Annotated in this window: 17 protein-coding genes; 11 read left to right on the top strand and 6 right to left on the bottom strand. The window is 34.8% G+C overall.

Annotated elements, in window-relative coordinates:
- Window positions 1-85: 85 nt before the first annotated feature.
- The 3 genes from E0F76_RS16290 to dnaE form a co-directional block, all read right to left on the bottom strand.
- Window positions 86-1012 carry a DUF58 domain-containing protein gene (locus tag E0F76_RS16290; protein ID WP_132008602.1) on the bottom strand — a complete coding sequence of 309 codons (927 nt, stop codon included), beginning with the start codon at window positions 1010-1012 and terminating at the stop codon, window positions 86-88.
- 289 nt (window positions 1013-1301) lie between these two features.
- Entirely contained in the window at window positions 1302-1619 is a 318-nt protein-coding gene (gene trxA, locus E0F76_RS16285) for a thioredoxin (RefSeq protein ID WP_132008599.1), read from the bottom strand.
- Between the two features lie 130 nt (window positions 1620-1749).
- A complete protein-coding gene (gene dnaE / locus E0F76_RS16280) occupies window positions 1750-6318 on the bottom strand; it encodes a DNA polymerase III subunit alpha (RefSeq protein ID WP_132008596.1) in 4569 nt (1522 codons plus the stop codon).
- A gap of 349 nt (window positions 6319-6667) precedes the next feature.
- Here dnaE and E0F76_RS19925 point away from each other — a divergent pair, with 349 nt between their 5' ends.
- The 6 genes from E0F76_RS19925 (at window position 6668) to leuB (ending at window position 12654) form a co-directional block, all read left to right on the top strand.
- Entirely contained in the window at window positions 6668-6796 is a 129-nt protein-coding gene (locus E0F76_RS19925) for a hypothetical protein (protein ID WP_281275293.1), read from the top strand.
- A 13-nt stretch (window positions 6797-6809) separates the two neighbouring features.
- A complete protein-coding gene (locus E0F76_RS16270) occupies window positions 6810-7019 on the top strand; it encodes a hypothetical protein (RefSeq protein WP_246022091.1) in 210 nt (69 codons plus the stop codon).
- Window positions 7020-7755: 736 nt separating this feature from the next.
- Window positions 7756-9150 carry a 3-isopropylmalate dehydratase large subunit gene (leuC, locus tag E0F76_RS16265; RefSeq protein ID WP_132008590.1) on the top strand — a complete coding sequence of 465 codons (1395 nt, stop codon included), beginning with the start codon at window positions 7756-7758 and terminating at the stop codon, window positions 9148-9150.
- Between the two features lie 164 nt (window positions 9151-9314).
- The gene (gene leuD / locus E0F76_RS16260; protein WP_132008587.1) at window positions 9315-9911 is read left to right on the top strand and encodes a 3-isopropylmalate dehydratase small subunit; all 597 of its coding nucleotides are present in this window, start codon (window positions 9315-9317) and stop codon (window positions 9909-9911) included.
- Between the two features lie 131 nt (window positions 9912-10042).
- Window positions 10043-11566: an alpha-isopropylmalate synthase regulatory domain-containing protein gene (locus tag E0F76_RS16255; protein ID WP_132008584.1), complete on the top strand. Its 1524-nt coding sequence runs from the start codon at window positions 10043-10045 to the stop codon at window positions 11564-11566.
- A gap of 32 nt (window positions 11567-11598) precedes the next feature.
- On the top strand, window positions 11599-12654 hold the full coding sequence (leuB, locus tag E0F76_RS16250; protein ID WP_132008581.1) for a 3-isopropylmalate dehydrogenase: 1056 nt from the start codon (window positions 11599-11601) through the stop codon (window positions 12652-12654).
- A gap of 143 nt (window positions 12655-12797) precedes the next feature.
- On the opposite strand, the gene E0F76_RS16245 is transcribed toward leuB, so the two are convergent.
- From E0F76_RS16245 to E0F76_RS16235, 3 genes are all read right to left on the bottom strand, one after another.
- Window positions 12798-13538: an energy transducer TonB gene (locus tag E0F76_RS16245; protein ID WP_132008578.1), complete on the bottom strand. Its 741-nt coding sequence runs from the start codon at window positions 13536-13538 to the stop codon at window positions 12798-12800.
- A 287-nt stretch (window positions 13539-13825) separates the two neighbouring features.
- Window positions 13826-14191: an RNA recognition motif domain-containing protein gene (locus E0F76_RS16240; protein WP_132008575.1), complete on the bottom strand. Its 366-nt coding sequence runs from the start codon at window positions 14189-14191 to the stop codon at window positions 13826-13828.
- A gap of 151 nt (window positions 14192-14342) precedes the next feature.
- A complete protein-coding gene (locus E0F76_RS16235; protein ID WP_132008572.1) occupies window positions 14343-14822 on the bottom strand; it encodes a DUF6252 family protein in 480 nt (159 codons plus the stop codon).
- A 197-nt stretch (window positions 14823-15019) separates the two neighbouring features.
- Between E0F76_RS16235 and E0F76_RS16230 the strand changes: the two genes are divergently transcribed.
- From E0F76_RS16230 to E0F76_RS16210, 5 genes are all read left to right on the top strand, one after another.
- Complete coding sequence (locus E0F76_RS16230) at window positions 15020-15583, top strand: 30S ribosomal protein S16 (RefSeq protein ID WP_132008569.1); 564 nt, start codon at window positions 15020-15022, stop codon at window positions 15581-15583.
- 14 nt (window positions 15584-15597) lie between these two features.
- Entirely contained in the window at window positions 15598-16122 is a 525-nt protein-coding gene (gene rimM / locus E0F76_RS16225; RefSeq protein ID WP_132008566.1) for a ribosome maturation factor RimM, read from the top strand.
- A gap of 56 nt (window positions 16123-16178) precedes the next feature.
- Window positions 16179-16919 carry a tRNA1(Val) (adenine(37)-N6)-methyltransferase gene (locus E0F76_RS16220; protein ID WP_132008563.1) on the top strand — a complete coding sequence of 247 codons (741 nt, stop codon included), beginning with the start codon at window positions 16179-16181 and terminating at the stop codon, window positions 16917-16919.
- A gap of 122 nt (window positions 16920-17041) precedes the next feature.
- The gene (locus E0F76_RS16215) at window positions 17042-18220 is read left to right on the top strand and encodes an acyl-CoA dehydrogenase family protein (RefSeq protein WP_132008560.1); all 1179 of its coding nucleotides are present in this window, start codon (window positions 17042-17044) and stop codon (window positions 18218-18220) included.
- Window positions 18221-18309: 89 nt separating this feature from the next.
- Window positions 18310-19092 carry a DUF3050 domain-containing protein gene (locus E0F76_RS16210; protein ID WP_132008557.1) on the top strand — a complete coding sequence of 261 codons (783 nt, stop codon included), beginning with the start codon at window positions 18310-18312 and terminating at the stop codon, window positions 19090-19092.
- Window positions 19093-19147: the final 55 nt, after the last annotated feature.

The raw sequence follows: 19147 nt of genomic DNA, 5'->3' as shown, positions 1-19147 counted from the left end.
CTGCTTTATTGCGGTGGCAAAGATACACTACATTTTCGTTTCTGCAAGCCTTTTACAAGAGAATTTTAAATTATTTTTAGATGACCTATCCAAGGTTTTGTTTTTCAACTAAATAAGTCGTTAAAATTTTTTCAAAATTTTCACCAACACCAACACGAACGTACTTAATTTTGTTTTGCGAACAAGTCAATTCGAGTTTTTTGAAGTAGGCATTGATCCCTTTTTCGTATTCCTCCTTTACATTTTGGGCAAAAAGATTTACTTCATCACCTGTTTCTAGATCAATAAATTTTCTTGGAGTAGTATCAAAATCAAAATTAAGCTCTGTTTTGTTGTCTATAACATGAAATAAAACCACTTTGTGCTTGTTGTGTTTCAAATGTTGTAAGGCTGTAAATAAGGCTTGTTCATCGCCCAATTGAAACATATCCGTAAATAAAACAATCATGGAACGGCGGTGAATCTTTTCGGCTATTTGATGCAAGAATGTAATGGTGTCCGTGTTTTTTTGAACTTTCGGTTTTTCTAAAAGGCTTTCGAGAGTGTTCAAAATCATCCGGTGATGACGATCACTTCCCTTTTCAGGTGAATAATACTCATACGTATCCGAAAACACACTTAGACCTATTGCATCTCGCTGTTTCTTTAATAGATTCATCAGCACCGCTGATGCTAAAACAGAAAATCCTATTTTATTTTCGAAAAATTGTTCGTTATTTTCTAATTTTGGATAGTGCATCGATGAAGAGTTATCGATGATAATATGGCACCTCAAATTGGTGTCTTCTTCAAATCGTTTCGTGTAAAGCCTATCCGTTTTGGCAAATAATTTCCAATCGATGTGCTTGGTACTTTCGCCTACATTATAAACCTTATGCTCTGAAAATTCTGCCGAAAACCCATGAAAAGGACTTTTGTGCATTCCTGATATAAAGCCTTCCACAATTTGATTGGCTAACAATTCAAGATGCTGAAAACTGGATATTTTTTCTAATTGCGATTCGATCTTCATCTCTCAAATGTATTAAAAGATTGAATGATATAAAAATTAAACCGCAGATTCGCAGATTTTAAATTCATTATTTAATTTGTAAAAAAAAATATAATTTGAAATCGCAGACATCAGTAGAAATTATAATTAGCATTAACAATTTCAACTTTTAAAAAATAAAATTTAATAACTAAATAGCCAAAATATAAATCCTTTCCAATTTTTAAAATCTGTGAATCTGCGGTATTTTTTAAATAAAAAAAAGGCTTGACTTTCGCCAAACCTTTATATATAAATCATAATCTATAGATTACAACAATGCGTCTAAACTATCAGCGTAAGTTTGCTTAGGAGCTACTCCTACTTGCTTTCCTACTACTTCTCCGTTGTGAAAAACCAAAACTGTTGGAATATTTCTCACTCCGTATTTTGCAGCAAATTCTTGATTTGCATCTACATCTACTTTACCAACGACTACTTTACCTTCGTATTCATCTCCAAGTTGGTCTATGATCGGTCCTACCATTCTACATGGTCCACACCAAGCTGCCCAAAAATCTACCATTACCGGTTTGTCGGATTTCAAAACTACTTCATCAAAAGTAGCATCTGTTATTACTAATGCCATATTATTATTGTTTAAGGTTTAAAAAGCATGAAAGTCTTCCATTTCAAACTGAATACAAAGATAAAGAAAGATTTGAGTTACCAAGTGTAACTTGTATTACATTTAACTATTTATAAATTGTTATAATTGATTAATTCAACTTAAAATTAAGCTGCATCTTCTCTAATTCCGTCAACAACTCATGCGAAATCTTAATTTTCAACTTTCGGCTAACCATCGAAATATGTGTAATCACCTTGGTTTCTTCAACCTCTGTAACTGTCGCTGTAAGTAAAGGTTCTTCATCTTCTGAAAGTTCATCAGTAAAAATAACTGACTCATCTTGTACTTCATCATCGAATAAAGTTGTTTCTGTTTTCTCTTCTTCTTTCTCCATTTCTGGAACGGTTTCCACTTGTTTTTTAATAGTTTCTAATTCCAAAATATCAAATGTAACCGAATTATCTCCTTTATTAGCTTGAAAAACGGCGTTTAAATTCGAAATAAAATCCGAATTCAAATCTTTCACATTCAATAAAATATTTAATTTTTTGGCAAAGTTTTCGAATACATCTTGCAGCATTTTAAATTCTGTGAATTGTAATCTTGGATCCCCTTTTTTGCCTGTATCCCTATCGGTCCAGCCCTCTTTTACCAATATTTTTATATAGGTAAAACTATTAGCAATAAGGTAATGCCTGTTTTTCATGTATTCTTCTCCAAAAATTTTGAACTCATAACTTTCGTCATAGCCTTCTAAATTAAAGATTGCCCACCCTTTTCCATTCTTAGCAACACGGTGTTGCACATTGCTAACAATTCCTCCAAAAGTCAAGTTTTTATTCAAATGCTGGTTCAAATCTTTCAGCGATTCCAATTTCGAATTACAGAAATATTTCATTTCATATTTAAAATCATCCAGCGGATGACCTGAAATATAAATTCCAACTACTTCTTTTTCTTTGGCTAATTTTTCCATAGTTGACCAATCCTCGCAAGGTGGAACTACCGGTTCTTCAATTTGAACATCGCTGCTTTCGCCAAATAAACTAACCTGCGATGAATTTTCGTTTTCTTGAAACTTAGCACCATAACGAATGGCTTTTTCGTAAAAAGTAACACCATCTCCTTCTTCGTGAAAATATTGAGCGCGAGTTGTGTCTCCAAACGAATCGAATCCACCAGCCAAAGCCAGATTTTCTAATGCTTTTTTGTTTGCTGCACGCAAATCGATACGCTTGGTTAAATCAAAAATCGACTTGTATTTTCCGTCTTTTCTACTATCAACAATAGTAGCAACTGCTCCAGAACCAACACCTTTTACCGCTCCCATTCCAAAACGAACCGCATAATCATCATTTACGGTAAATTTATAAAAAGATTCGTTTACGTCTGGCCCTAAAACCTGTAATCCCATTCGTTTGCATTCTTCCATAAAGAAGGAAACTTGCTTGATATCACTCATATTATTCGACAATACCGCTGCCATATATTCCGCTGGATAATTCGCTTTTAAAAAAGCCGTTTGATAGGCAATCCAAGCATAACAAGTCGAGTGCGATTTGTTGAAAGCATATTCCGCAAAGGCTTCCCAGTCTTTCCATATTTTTTCTAATTTATCCTCGGCATGTCCTTTGGCAGCAGCCTGACTGATAAATTTGGGTTTCATTTTATCCAAAACATCTTTCTGCTTTTTCCCCATCGCCTTACGCAAAACGTCGGCATCACCTTTGGAGAAATCCGCTAGTTTTTGAGACAAAAGCATTACCTGTTCTTGGTAGACCGTAATTCCATAGGTATCTTTTAGTAATTCTTCGCAGGCGTCAAGGTCATACACAATTTCCTCTTCTCCATTTTTCCGCTTGACAAAACTCGGAATGTAAGCAATTGGACCCGGACGATACAAGGCGTTCATAGCTATTAAATCAGGAAAAACCGTAGGCTTCAACTCCTTCATGTATTTTTGCATTCCGGGACTTTCATACTGAAAAATCCCCACCGTTTCTCCGCGTTGAAAAAGCTCGTAGGTCTTTAGATCATCGATTGGAAATTCATCCGGATTCAAGTCAATATTACTTCGGTATTTTACTAATTTAACGGTGTCTTTTATTAAGGTAAGGGTCTTCAAACCCAAGAAGTCCATCTTCAATAAACCGGCACTTTCCACCACCGAGTTATCAAACTGAGTAACATACAAATCCGAATCCTTAGCGGTTGTCACAGGAACAAAATCCGTAATATCACTCGGCGTGATAATCACTCCACAAGCGTGTATTCCTGTGTTTCTAAGATTTCCTTCTAAAACTTTGGCTTGTTGAATGGTTTCTCCACCCAAATCATCTTCATTAGACAAACCAATTAATTCTTTGATTTTATCATATTCTTCTGGGCGAACGGCTTTCTTAATTAAATCTTCCTTTTCACTTAAAAACCGTGCTAGATTCCATTTTGACGGCATCATTCCTGGAATCAATTTGGCAATTTTATCTGCTTCGAATAAAGGCAAATCCAATACACGAGCCGTATCTCGAATGGCCGATTTTGTTGCCATTTTACCATAAGTAATAATCTGAGCCACTTGTTTTTGGCCGTATTTTCGAATTACATAATCCATAACGCTGCTTCGTCCTTCGTCATCAAAATCGATATCAATATCGGGTAGTGACACACGATCCGGATTTAGGAAACGCTCAAAAAGCAGGTTGTACATTAAGGGATCAATATTGGTAATCTTCAAACAATAAGCCACCACAGAACCCGCTGCAGAACCCCTTCCAGGTCCAACAGAAACTCCCATATTGCGAGCTTCGGCAATGAAATCCTGAACAATCAAGAAATAACCAGGATAACCTGAATTTTGAATAGTTAACAATTCGAAATCCAATCTTTCCCTAACAACTTCTGTAATTTCGGGATACCGCTTTTTTGCACCTTCATAAGTAAGATGTCTCAAATAAGCGTTTTCACCTCGCACACCGCCATCAACCGCATCTTCTGGAACTATGAACTCCTCCGGAATTTCAAATTTAGGAAGTAAAACTTCACGCGCTAAATTGTAAATTTCTATTTTATCGACAATTTCGGAAATGTTCGAAATCGCTTCTGGCAAATTGTTGAACAATTGCTTCATTTCATCTCCCGACTTAAAATAATATTCCTGATTCGGCAATCCAAAACGATAGCCCCGGCCACGACCGATTGGCGTAGTTTGTTTTTCGCCCTCCTTTACACACAACAAAATATCGTGAGCATTGGCATTTTCTTTTTTAATGTAAAAGGTGTTGTTTGTCGCAATTAGCTTGACTTCATGCTTTCTAGCCAATGAAATCAACACCTCATTGACACGATTTTCATCTTCTTGATTGTGACGCATGACTTCGATATAAAAATCATTGCCAAATTCATTTTTCCACCATAACAATGCTTCTTCGGCTTGGTTTTCACCCAAGTTCAAAATCTTAGACGGAATTTCACCATAAAGATTCCCCGACAACACTATGATATCTTCTTTGTATTGTTGAATGACTTTGCGGTCTATTCGAGGCACATAATAAAATCCTTCGGTATAACCAATAGAGGACATCTTGGCCAAATTATGATAGCCTTTTTTGGTTTTCGCCAACAGTACCACTTGATAACCATTATCTTTTACCGACTTGTTTTTATGGTCTTCACAAACAAAAAATTCACAACCGACGATAGGTTTCATTGAAACTTCGGTTGGCTCCTCCCCTTTTTCGATTAATTCCTTGTTTTTGGCTTCAGCCGCTTTATTATGATAAATAACATCACGAACAAAATGAAAAGCACCCATCAAATTGGCGTGATCAGTCATCGCCACAGCAGGCATTTTTTGTTGTGATGCTGCTTTAACTAAGGCTGGAACACTAATTGTAGATTGCAAAACCGAAAATTGTGTGTGATTGTGCAAATGCACAAAACTAGCGTCAACTAAAGTCTGTTTGTTTTCTGAAAGTTCCTTTTTCGAAATAGTTGCCGATTGCTTGGCACCCAATTGTTGACGAATTTTATTGGAAGCTTCTTTTAAATTGATATGCTGTAATCCAATAAGTTGAATTTCTCTTGGATTTTTATTTTTGAAATCTTGAAAGTATTCCTGTTCGACTTCAAGTTCTTTTTTAGTAAAAACATCTGTACGAATCAATTCGAAAAAACAACGGGTAGTTGCCTCCACATCGGCAGTAGCATTGTGCGCTTCCGAAAATGGTTTGTTGAAAAGATATTGATGTAATTCAGTTAAAGTAGGCAACTTGAATTTCCCTCCACGTCCTCCTGGCAATTTCAATAAAGAGGCGGTAACTTCGGTACAAGTGTCGAGCATTTTCATCGAGCCCATTGGACTTTCGATTCCGGCTCTATAAAATTCACAACCCATAATATTGAGATCAAAACTTAAATTTTGACCCACAATAAAGGTGGCTTTCGATAAGGCAATGTTGAATTTTTCTAAAACTTCGGCCAGCAATATCCCCTCGGCATCGGCCAATTCAGTCGAAATTCCGTGAATTCGTTCCGCATCATACGGAATATTGAATCCTTCGGGCTTAACCAAATAATCCTGATGCTCAACAACTTTCCCCATGTCATCATGCAACTGCCAAGCAATTTGGACACATCTTGGCCAGTTATCCGTGTCAGAAATAGGTGCGCCCCATTTTTTTGGTAATCCTGTGGTTTCGGTATCGAATATTAAGTACATTGAAATTTTAGATTTTAGATTTTAGATTTTAGATTTGTGTTTATAGCACGACGAACCCAAAAAGCTAAATCTGTTTTAGTCATTTCCAAAATTACATTTTATGAGATTGAAATTCAATTATAGTTATCAACAAAAAACCTTTCTTGAAAATAAAAATAGAAAATAATTAAAAACTTGAGATTTTGAATGTCTAAATAATTATCACCCGTTCGATATAATTTATGAAACAGAATTTGTACATTGGTGAGGCACTATTAAAGTTATCATTACGAGTACATCGGAATTAAAAAAGCAACTACATGAATTTGTTAATCAAGGAGATGAGAAATTCATTAAGTTATTCTATGCAATGGCGAAAGCGTATAGTATCCAAATAACAAAAGACAAGATGATTGCTGAATCTGAAGATGACATTAAAAAAGGAAAAATTCACAACCAAACTGAAGTGCAAAAAATTATCGAAAGGTGGAAAGAATAATAAAACCTGTTTTTTGGACTACAAGGGCATAAAGGATTTAGGAAGAACAACAAGATTTAACGCACTGCTTTATGGGTTTAAAAAAGCGATTGCAATTGCAATAGAATTAAGAAAAAATACTGAAATTTTGGAGACTGATAATTATAAAGAAATTGGTTCTATTGATGAAGATTTTGTGGATTTAAAATACGAATACAGAAAGCTAATTCACCATCATTGGTAAATTACTTATCGAGAAGGCAGAACAAAAATCTATATCAATAGAATTTTTGACACTCGACAAAATCCTAAGAAAAACAAATAAATAGTAAGCAACGACTACACATTCATTCTTCAAAATTCAACTCAAATATTTATTAAAAAAGTACTATATATTCTTATGTTGAATTTTAACTGGTATTTTGAATCATTAAAATTCAATTATAATTTGTTTTAAAAAACCCTTTCACAAAAACTAAAAATACACGAACTCTAATTTTTGGACGTCGTAGTAATTTATCAAAATTACTAGTAAAAAAAGCTTCGAATATGTTTTAGTAAAATGTAGTTATTAGCATGCTTTAAGACTAAAAATCAACTATAGAACAATAGACTATAAAAAAATAAAAAGCACAATTAACTAGAAATATTTAGACATAATCCCACTTTTATTAAACTATTTTCAAACAAACGCGCCATTTTTATCAAAACAGTATAATAATCATAAATTTTAAAAACACTTCAATTCAAGTTAAAAATTAGGTTAAAAATCAAAATACTACCAAAATTAAAATAGAATATTTGATCCAATTCAAACAAACTTAGTTCGTAATGAGTTGTAAAATCATTTTGGGTATCGTATATAAACCAATAATTAAATTGACGGTTGTATATCTTTTTTTTAAATTCGCACTCAATGTTACAATTTCAACCAATTGCCGTGGTTGAAAAAAAAGAAATACACTAAAAAACAGTTAAAGATGAGTACTACATTATTCGACAAAGTATGGGATTCGCACGTGGTGCGTAAAATAGCAGATGGACCAGACGTGTTTTTTATTGACCGTCATTTCATTCACGAAGTAACTAGTCCTGTTGCTTTTTTAGGTTTAAAAGAAAGAGGAATTACGGTTTTATATCCAGAACGCACATTCGCAACAGCGGATCACAATACACCAACAATAAACCAGCATTTGCCAGTAGCCGATTTTTTATCAGCCAATCAGTTGAAAGCATTAGAAGATAATGCTGCAGAATACGGCATTTCTCATTGGGGATTAGGACACAAAAAAAATGGAATTGTTCACGTAGTAGGTCCTGAAAACGGAATAACATTACCAGGAGCAACAATTGTTTGTGGGGATTCACATACATCTACTCACGGAGCTTTTGGTTGTATCGCTTTTGGAATCGGAACTTCTGAGGTGGAAATGGTGCTTTCTACTCAATGTATTATGCAACCGAAACCAAAGAAAATGCGTATCAACGTAAATGGTAAATTAAGCAAAGGTGTGGGTCCAAAAGATGTTGCACTTTATATTATTGCCCAATTGACTACATCTGGAGGAACAGGATATTTTGCAGAATATGCAGGAAACGTTTTCGAAGAAATGTCAATGGAAGGTCGTATGACAGTTTGTAATCTAAGTATCGAAATGGGTGCACGTGGTGGTATGATTGCTCCAGATCAAAAAACATTCGATTTCCTTGAAGGTAGATTATACGCTCCAAAAGGAGAAGCTTGGACAAAATCAGTTGAATATTGGAAAACCTTAAAAACAGATGCTGATGCTGTTTTTGATGCAGAAATAAACATCGACGCAGCAGATATCGAGCCAATGATTACATATGGTACAAATCCTGGTATGGGAATCGGTATCTCTAAACATATTCCAAGTGCCAACCAAGTTAAAGGTGGCAAGGAAACTTATAGAAAATCTTTAGCCTATATGGGCTTCGAGGAAGACGATGTGATGATTGGTAAACCAATTGATTTTGTTTTCTTGGGAAGTTGTACCAATGGTCGAATTGAAGATTTTAGAGCTTTTACAGAAATTGTAAAAGGTCGCAAAAAAGCAGATAATGTTACGGCTTGGTTAGTTCCAGGTTCTCACGTTGTTGAAGAACAAATCAAAGAAGAAGGTTTGTTAGACATTCTTACTGAAGCTGGTTTCGTATTGCGTCAACCAGGATGTTCTGCTTGTTTAGCAATGAATGATGATAAAGTACCAGCTGGAAAATATGCAGTGAGTACTTCAAACAGAAACTTCGAAGGACGTCAAGGTCCAGGTTCAAGAACGTTGTTAGCTTCTCCTATTATGGCAGCTGCAGCAGCAGTTACTGGAAAATTGACAGATCCAAGGGAATTATTTTAGATTGAAGATTTTAGATTTTAGATTTCTGCCTATAGCGTAAAAACTTTAAAATCTAAAAAATTCAAATTAAAATTCTTTTACATTAATAATATAAAACATTTTAGCCTTTAGCATTTCCTTTTACTGAGAAATCTAAAATCTAAAATCTAAAATCTAAAATTAAAATGGCATACGATAAATTTAATGTCCTTCGCAGTAGTGCAGTGCCACTACCAATTGAAAATGTAGATACCGATCAAATCATCCCAGCTCGTTTCTTGAAAGCTACCAAACGTGAAGCATTTGGCGACAATCTTTTCAGAGACTGGAGATACAACGGAGATGATTCTCCAAAAGCAGATTTCGTTTTAAACGATTCCACTTACTCGGGAAAAATTCTTGTTGGCGGAAAAAACTTTGGCTCCGGTTCTTCAAGAGAACACGCAGCTTGGGCAGTTTATGATTACGGATTCAGAGCTGTAGTTTCTAGTTTCTTTGCAGATATTTTCAAAGGAAATTGTTTGAACATTGGCGTTTTACCTGTTCAAGTAAGTCCTGAATTTGCTGAAACAATATTCAAAGCAATTGAAGCTGATCCTAAAACAGAATTGGAAATCAATCTTCCAGCTCAAACAATTACATTAATGGCAACTGGAGAAAAAGAATCTTTCGACATCTCTGGATACAAAAAAGACAATATGGTAAATGGTTTTGACGATATAGACTACTTGCAAAACATTAAAGAAGAAATTGTAGGCTTTGCCAACAAACTACCTTACTAAAAAATAAAAAATAAAAATGCAGTTACTGTAAGTTCAGCTTTTAAGTTGAACTCAGTAACTGCTTTTAATCTTTATATAAAAAATACAATTTTCCGATTTTATTTATAAAATCAATTAGTATCAAATTTAAAATGGAAAAAAGAAAAATTGAAATAATGGACACGACTCTCCGTGATGGGGAACAAACCTCGGGAGTCTCTTTTTCTGCTGCAGAAAAACTAACCATTGCACAATTGTTGCTTGAAGAATTAAATATTGATCGCATCGAAATCGCCTCAGCTCGTGTGAGTGAAGGAGAATTTCAAGGAGTTAAAGGCATTATGTCTTGGGCTGAATCTAAAGGATACTCTAATCGAGTTGAAGTTTTAACTTTTGTTGATGGTGGTTTATCAATCGAATGGATGAAAAAAACAGGTGCCAAAGTTCAAAATTTATTGACCAAAGGTTCCTTGAATCATCTTAAATACCAATTAAAGAAAACTCCAGAACAACATTTTACTGAAATTGCCCAAACTATTGCTTTGGCCAATGAAAACGGAATTGCAACCAATGTATATTTAGAGGATTGGAGCAACGGAATGCGTAATTCTCCGGAATATGTATACCAATATTTAGATTTTTTAACACAGCAACCAGTTCAAAGAATATTATTACCTGATACTTTAGGCGTATTAATTCCTTCAGAAACATTCGCTTTCATTTCTGAAATTATAGCTAAATATCCTAAAATTCATTTTGATTTTCACGCCCATAACGATTATGATTTAAGTATTGCTAATGTCATGGAAGCGATAAAAGCGGGCATCCACGGTCTTCACGTAACCGTAAACGGAATGGGAGAACGAGCAGGGAATGCTCCGCTTGAAAGTACTGTAGCCGTTATCAATGATTTTATGCCTGAAGTAAAAATCAATGTGAAGGAATCTTCTTTATACTCTGTGAGTAAATTGGTAGAGACATTTACTGGCTATAGAATTCCTGCAAATAAACCCATCGTTGGAGACAATGTTTTTACACAAACTGCTGGAATTCATGCCGATGGCGACAACAAAAACAATTTATATTTTAATGATTTACTTCCAGAACGTTTTGGAAGAAAACGAAAATACGCTTTAGGGAAAACTTCAGGAAAAGCCAATATCGAAAAAAACCTTCAAGAATTAGGATTAAAGCTAAACCAAGAAGATTTAAAATTAGTTACTCAACGAATCATTGAACTGGGTGATAAAAAAGAAACGGTTACTAAGGAAGATTTACCTTATATCATTTCGGATGTATTGGATAGTCATACTTATGAAGAAAAAATAACAGTTGCATCCTATGTTTTATCTCATGCTAAAGGAATGCGTCCTTCAACAACACTTTGCTTGAAAATTGATGGAGAAATAATAGAAGAACACGCTCAAGGTGACGGACAATTTGATGCTTTTATGAATGCATTAGTGAAAATTTATAAGAACAAAAAAATGATTTTACCAAAACTGATTGACTATGCGGTAAGAATTCCACCAGGAAGTAGTTCAGATGCCTTATGCGAAACCATCATCACATGGACAAATAACGGAAAGGAATTCAAAACTCGTGGACTAGACTCCGATCAAACAGTAGCAGCAATCATTGCAACACAAAAAATGCTTAACATTGCAACAGTATAATTAAACACAACCAATAACACAAAACAATAAGAATGAAATTTAACATAGCACTTTTAGCAGGAGACGGAATCGGTCCTGAAGTAATTGATCAAGCTGTAAAAGTATCAGATGCAATTGCACAAAAATTTGGACATGAAATTACTTGGAAACCAGCTTTGACTGGTGCTGCAGCGATTGACGCAGTAGGGGAACCTTATCCAGATTCAACACATGAAATTTGTAAAAACGCTGATGCAGTTTTATTTGGTGCAATTGGCCACCCAAAATACGACAATGATCCTTCAGCACCTGTCCGTCCTGAACAAGGATTGTTGAAAATGCGTAAAGCATTAGGTTTGTTTGCAAACGTAAGACCTACTTTTACTTTTCCATCTTTATTAGATAAATCTCCTTTAAAAAGAGAGCGTATCGAAGGAACTGATTTGGTTTTTCTACGTGAACTAACTGGTGGAATCTACTTTGGAGAAAAAGGAAGAAGAGACGGTGGAGAAACTGCTTTTGACAACTGTGTGTACACAAGACATGAGGTACAACGTTTGGCTAAAAAAGGTTTTGAATTAGCCATGACACGTTCTAAAAGATTGTGTTGCGTAGATAAAGCTAACGTTCTTGAAACATCTCGTTTGTGGAGAGAAACAGTTCAAGCTATGGAAAAAGATTATCCTGAAGTTACTGTTTCATACGAATTTGTTGATGCAGTTGCGATGCGTTTGGTGCAATGGCCAAACACATATGATGTATTGATTACAGAGAACTTATTTGGAGATATTTTAACTGATGAAGCTTCTGTAATTTCAGGTTCTATGGGATTAATGCCTTCAGCGTCTATGGGAGCTGAGGTATCTTTGTTTGAGCCAATTCACGGTTCATATCCTCAAGCAACTGGTTTAAACATTGCTAATCCTATGGCTACTGTTTTATCCGCAGCTATGATGTTTGAAAACTTCGGTTTGATGGAAGAAGGAAAAGCAATGAGAGATTCAGTAAACAAAGCTTTAGAAGCAGGAATCGTTACCGAAGACTTAGCCGATGGCGGAAAAGCTTACGGAACTAAAGAAGTTGGAGATTGGTTAGCGGCTAATATCTAATTCACTGATAAGAAATAATATGATTTGACAACTTTTTGAAAGTTGTCAAATCTCTTTGAAAACAAAAAAAGCTGTCAAATTTGACAGCTTTTTTTGTGGATATTTTTTTCAACAATTACTTTTCCGAGATACTCAAAATAATACTAGGATTTTATAGGAATTGGTAAACTATAAGTAGTTCTTACTTTTTGACCATTTTGTTCCCCTGGAATCCAATTAGGACATTTTGACATAACCCTTATAACTTCCGCTGCCGTTCCATAACCTGGATCTCTTAATACTTTAATATCTGAAAGACTACCGTCTATTTCAATTATAAAAGTCACAAAGACATTCCCTTTAACACCCTTTGAGGGAGCAATGTAATTATTTCTAATAAATTCATGTAACTTTTCAATACCTCCCGGAAATTCCGGTTTTTTTTCCATCCCAGCTGAATTGTAAATAACCCCTTTTAAACTTTGTTGAGCAGAGTAAGTATGGATCTGATAATTATAAATTAATTTTGAGATTGGAAGAGTAAACTTGCATCTTACTTTTTGACCATTTTTTTCTCCAGGAATCCAATTAGGGCATATTGATAAAACCCTAACAGCTTCTTTATCGGAATCATAATTAACAGACTTCAATACTTTGAAACTGGATAGACTACCATCTTTTTCAACTATAAAACGTACCAAAACTTTATCTGAAAGAGTCTTAGATGGAGCAGTATAATTTTTTCTAATAAAGTTATAAAACTCATTCATCCCCCCTGGAAACTCGGGTATTTTTTCAATTTCATCTAGATTGTAAATAAGGTTATTTGAATCAGTTGTCGTTTCTTGAGCTGAAACGAATTGAATTGCCAAAAAAGCAATTGTTGCAAAAAGTAATTTCCTCATTTTATGGAATGTTCAATTATTTATAAACAACCAAATATATAAATTATTTTGAATTATCCATTAGACCGCAAACAAGTTAATGGTGTAATTTCTTGTTTATTATTCCATAATTCAAGCAATGAAAAAGATTGTCTAGAGAAAAATCAGATAGTACTAAAGAAGTTGGAAATTGGTTAACAGAAAACAAGAAATTCTCTCCCACTCCTCTGGAGAGGGTTTGGAATGAGAGCAAACAAAAAAGGTGTCAATTTTCATTGACACCTTTTTTTATGTTTTAAAAGAAAATATTAATATCTTCCTCCTCTGTCTCCACCTCCACGGTTGTCTCCACCACGGCTGTTTCCACCACCATAACCTCCGCGTGAATCTCCACCACGGCTGTTGCTGTTAAAACTTCTTCTTTCGCCTTCTGGTTTTGGCTCAGATTTATTTACTACGATAGCACGACCTTGAACAGTCGCTCCGTTTAACTCATCGATTGCTTTTTGAGCCTCGTCATCATTTGGCATTTCAACAAAACCGAATCCTTTACTTCTTCCAGTAAATTTATCAGTAATAATTTTCACAGAATCAACTGCTCCGTAAGCCTCGAAAGACTCTCTTAAATCTGCTTCCTCAATACTGAATGGAAGGCTTCCAACAAAAATATTCATATGTACTTATTTTAAATAACTGTACAAATGTACTCTTATTTATTTCTAATCTACTATGTATTAGCTAATTTATAGCATATATTTTTGTGAAATACTCAATAACAGATCCGAAACTCGCTAAATACAAGAGTTTTTCAAAATAAATATTGAATTATAAAACCAATACAGTTACTGGAACTTTATAAAAATGACCATATTGAAAATTCAATATTGGTCCAGCCAAGGGATTATTAAAGACGTTTTCAGCATTAAATTTAAATGTACCTGTAACGGTTTTATTTACCGTATCATATTCATCAATAACTATTTGCCCTGAACCTCTCCCCGTTCCAGTAGCAAAAGTTATTGTTCCGCTGCTATCTGTTAAAACATAAGTTGCCATATTTGACGTACTTGTACCTAATATATAGGTTTGTAAAATTGTAGAAGTAGTTTTTAAAGTCACTTTTTCATTTCTTGTATAGGCTTCTATACTTAATGATCCACTTTTGGAAAGAAAAGCTTTTGCATCAACCGCTCTCCAGAACACATTATCTTTTTGTCCTTCAAAAGCAGGATTATTAAACTTAACGTCATCCTGACAAGAAATAAAAGCTAGGAAAAGCAAACTATATAGAAAAAAATATTTCATAATATTGATATTGAACTACACAAAAGTATAGTATTTTGATTAAAAAAAAGGAACTACATCCAAAAGTTACATCGAAAACACCACAATAAATTAGCATTCATTAAATCTAATAACGAATTAGTAATTACAAATAAAAAATGTATCTTTGCACCCTTAATTAATCGAGGTCGAGTACCTCAAAATTTAATCATTAGATTATGTCAGTAAAAATAAGATTACAAAGACACGGTAAAAAACAAAAACCGTTTTACTGGGTTGTAGCAGCAGATGCTCGCTCAAAAAGAGATGGTAAATACCTAGAAAAAATTGGTACTTACAATCCAAACACAAACCCTGCAACTATCGAATTAAACTTGGATAGCGCAGTAAAATGGTTGCACAATGGTGCTCAACCAACTGATACAGCAAAAGCAATTCTTTCTTACAAAGGAGCTTTATTGAAACACCACCTTGATGGAGGTATTCGTAAAGGAGCTTTGACTCAAGAACAAGCTGATGCAAAATTAGCTGCTTGGTTAGAAGCAAAAGCTGGAACAGTAGATTCTAAAAAAGACGGTTTATCTAAAGCACAAGCTGACGCTAAAGCAAAAGCTTTCAAAGCAGAACAAGCTGTAAACGCAAAACGATTGGCTACTGCTGCTCAAGTAGAAGCTGACGCAATTGCTGCTGCTAATCCTGTTATTGAAGAAGAAGTTGCTGAAGTTGAAGCTGCCACTGAAGAAGCTCCTGCTGCTGAAGAAGAAGAAACTCCAGAAGCATAATTTAAGTAGCGAAGATGCGTAAAGAAGATTGTTTCTATTTAGGTAAAATCGCAAAAAAATTCAGTTTCAAAGGGGAAGTTCTTGCCTATTTAGACACGGACGAACCTGAGTTATACGAAAACTTGGAATCAGTGTTTGTTGAATGCAACAAACACTTGGTTCCTTTTTTTATTGAAAGCAGTTCGCTTCACAAAAACGACTTTCTCCGTATCCGTTTTGAAGATGTAAGCACCGAAGAGGAAGCAGAAGCTTTACTTGGAAACGATTTATATCTCCCTATTAAAATGTTACCCAAACTTTCGGGCAACAAATTCTACTATCACGAAGTTATCGGTTTTGAAGTTGAAGACAAACGCCTTGGCGTAGTTGGAGTAATTCAATCCGTTAACGATTCAACTGCCCAACCTCTATTCGAAGTTTTAAAGGGTGATGTTGAAATCTTAATTCCAATGATTGACCATTTCTTGGTAAAAATTGACCGAGAAAACAAAAAAGTCATCATGGACTTACCAGAAGGTTTGATTGAAATGTATTTGTAAAAAGTTTAATCGGTTAATTGATTAATCGGTTAATCCAAAAATAATCTTAAATCTTTATGTCAAAATTCCAATTCAAACAATTTTCAGTCGAACAAGACCGATGCGCGATGAAAATTGGAACTGACGGAGTACTTCTAGGAGCTTGGGCGCCTATTGAAAACAATCCTTTCAGTATTTTAGACATTGGAACTGGAACTGGAATTATCGCCTTAATGCTGTCACAACGAAGTGCCGCAACTCAGATCGACGCAGTAGAGATTGACGAAGAAGCCTACGAACAGGCCACAGATAATTTTGAAAACTCCCCTTGGAACGATCGTTTGTTTTGTTTTCATGCCGGAATAGATGAATTTATTGAAGAACCAGAAGACGAATACGATTTAATTGTTTCCAATCCCCCTTTTTATTCCGAAGATTACAAATCTAATGATGAACAACGCGATTTAGCACGTTTTCAATCAGCAATGCCCTTCGAGGATCTGATTGAGGTAGCTGATTTGTTATTATCTGAAAACGGACTATTTGCTGTAATTATCCCATTCAAAGAAGAACAAAATTTCATAGCTCTAGCCAAAGAGTTTGAATTATTCCCTGTCAAAATAACTCGCGTAAAAGGAACTCCAACAACGGAGGTAAAACGCAGCTTATTGGCTTTCAAACGATATGACCCTAGCGACAGCGACCGGGCGGAGCAGTTGAGCACATTTACTGCTGATGAATTAACAATAGAAACAGCTAGACATATTTATACTCCTGAATACATCGAATTGACAAAAGATTTTTATTTGAAGATGTAATCGAATACTATTCTTCCATTCTTTCAATAGTATCCTTTCTTTATGGATAATTCAAAATATAACATTTCATCTTTGTATTGTTATATTTCTTTATGTAGCTTTGTTACATAAAATTCATAATCATGAAACCAGACTTATTTCAATCTCCAGATTATTACGACCTTGATGCTTTATTATCGGATGAACACAAATTAGTTCGTGAAGCTGCTAGAGGCTGGGTAAAACGAGAAGTGTCACCAATTATTGAAGACTATGCTCAAAAAGCAGAGTTCCCAATACAAATCATTCATGGCTTGGCAGAAATTGGTGCCTTTGGGCCTTATATTCCTGAAGAATATGGTGGAGCAGGACTCGATTATATTTCTTATGGTTTGATAATGCAGGAAATCGAAAGAGGGGATTCTGGTGTGAGATCTACAGCTTCGGTACAATCTTCTTTAGTGATGTATCCTATCTGGAAATACGGTAATGAGGAACAACGCATGAAATATTTACCCAAATTAGCATCAGGAGAATTCATGGGTTGTTTTGGCTTGACTGAACCAAATTATGGTTCTGATCCCGGAAGCATGATAACTAATTTCAAAGACAAAGGTGACCATTATCTTTTAAACGGCGCCAAAATGTGGATTTCGAACGCTCCTTTTGCAGACATCGCAATTGTTTGGGCTAAAAATGAAGAAGGACGAATTCATGGTTTAATTATAGAAAGAGGAATGCAGGGATTTTCAACACCTGAAACACACCACAAATGGTCACTTCGAGCATCTGCCACTGGAGAATTAATTTTTGATAATGTAAAAGTTCCAAAAGGAAATTTATTGCCTAACAAATCTGGATTAGGAGCTCCGCTTGGCTGTTTAGATTCAGCTCGATATGGGATTGCTTGGGGCGCAATTGGGGCAGCCATGGATTGCTACGACACGGCGCTACGATATGCCAAGGAAAGAATCCAATTTGACAAACCTATAGCCGGAACTCAATTACAACAGAAAAAATTGGCCGAAATGATTACCGAAATCACCAAAGCACAATTACTCACCTGGCGTTTAGGTGTTTTAAAAAATGAAGGAAAAGCTACTACTGCACAAATTTCAATGGCCAAAAGAAATAATGTAGATATGGCGATTCATATTGCCCGCGAAGCACGACAAATCCTTGGCGCAATGGGAATTAGCGGCGACTATTCGATCATGAGACATATGATGAATTTAGAATCTGTTATCACATACGAAGGAACGCATGACATTCATTTATTGATAACTGGAATGGATATTACTGGAATATCAGCATTTAAATAGCATTAAACGACTATTAAAGTATTTATAAAATTGATAGCGAATGCTTTCTAGAAACAGGAAGTTTTTCTATTTTTACAATAAAAAGCAAAATGAATATTGAAAAAATAAACGATATAATAAACCCTCAAAGAGAGCAATTATTAAAGCATTCTTTATATGAAAAGGTGTTGACAATTGATGACTTAAATTGCTTTTTAGAAAGTCATGTCTATGCTGTTTGGGATTTCATGTCTTTACTAAAAGCCTTACAAGAAAAACTTACCTGCACAACAACTCCATGGTTTGCTACAAATAATCCAGAGACAAGATATTTAATAAACGAGATTGTTCTAGCTGAAGAAAGTGATTTAACAATTGATGGCCGTAGACAAAGTCATTATGAAATGTATCTTGAAGCGATGGAATTTTGCGGCGCAAACACAAGTGAAATCAAGTCATTTTTATTAGAAGTCCATTCCCTTAACAATATATTTGTCGCCATTAAAAAAAGCAATTTACATCCAAATATTAAAGCTTTTTTAGATTTTACTTTTAGAGTAATTGAGGAAGGTAAAACACATGAAATTGCCGCAGCTTTTACCTTTGGTAGAGAAGATTTAATTCCAACAATGTTTACTGAAATAGTAAAGAGCTTTCAGTCTAATTTTCCAAATACTGATTTAAGCAAACTAATTTACTATTTTGAAAGACATATAGAACTTGATGCAGATGAACACGGACCGATGGCAATGAAAATGATAACGGAACTTTGTGGCACTGATGCTCAAAAATGGGCAGAAGTTGAAATTATTTCGGTATTAGCTCTTGAAAAACGAATTGGATTATGGGATGCAATTGAAGAAAACATCAAAATGAAGATTGAAATGTCGTAATACAAAACCATTTCATTAAATAATTCGTAAATATATGGAATTAATGAATTCTCAT

The organism is Flavobacterium cellulosilyticum, assembly GCF_004349355.1.
GTDB lineage: Bacteria > Bacteroidota > Bacteroidia > Flavobacteriales > Flavobacteriaceae > Flavobacterium > Flavobacterium cellulosilyticum.
The sequence above is the reverse complement of the archived record's forward strand: the minus strand, read 5'-3'. Positions and strand labels throughout refer to the sequence as shown.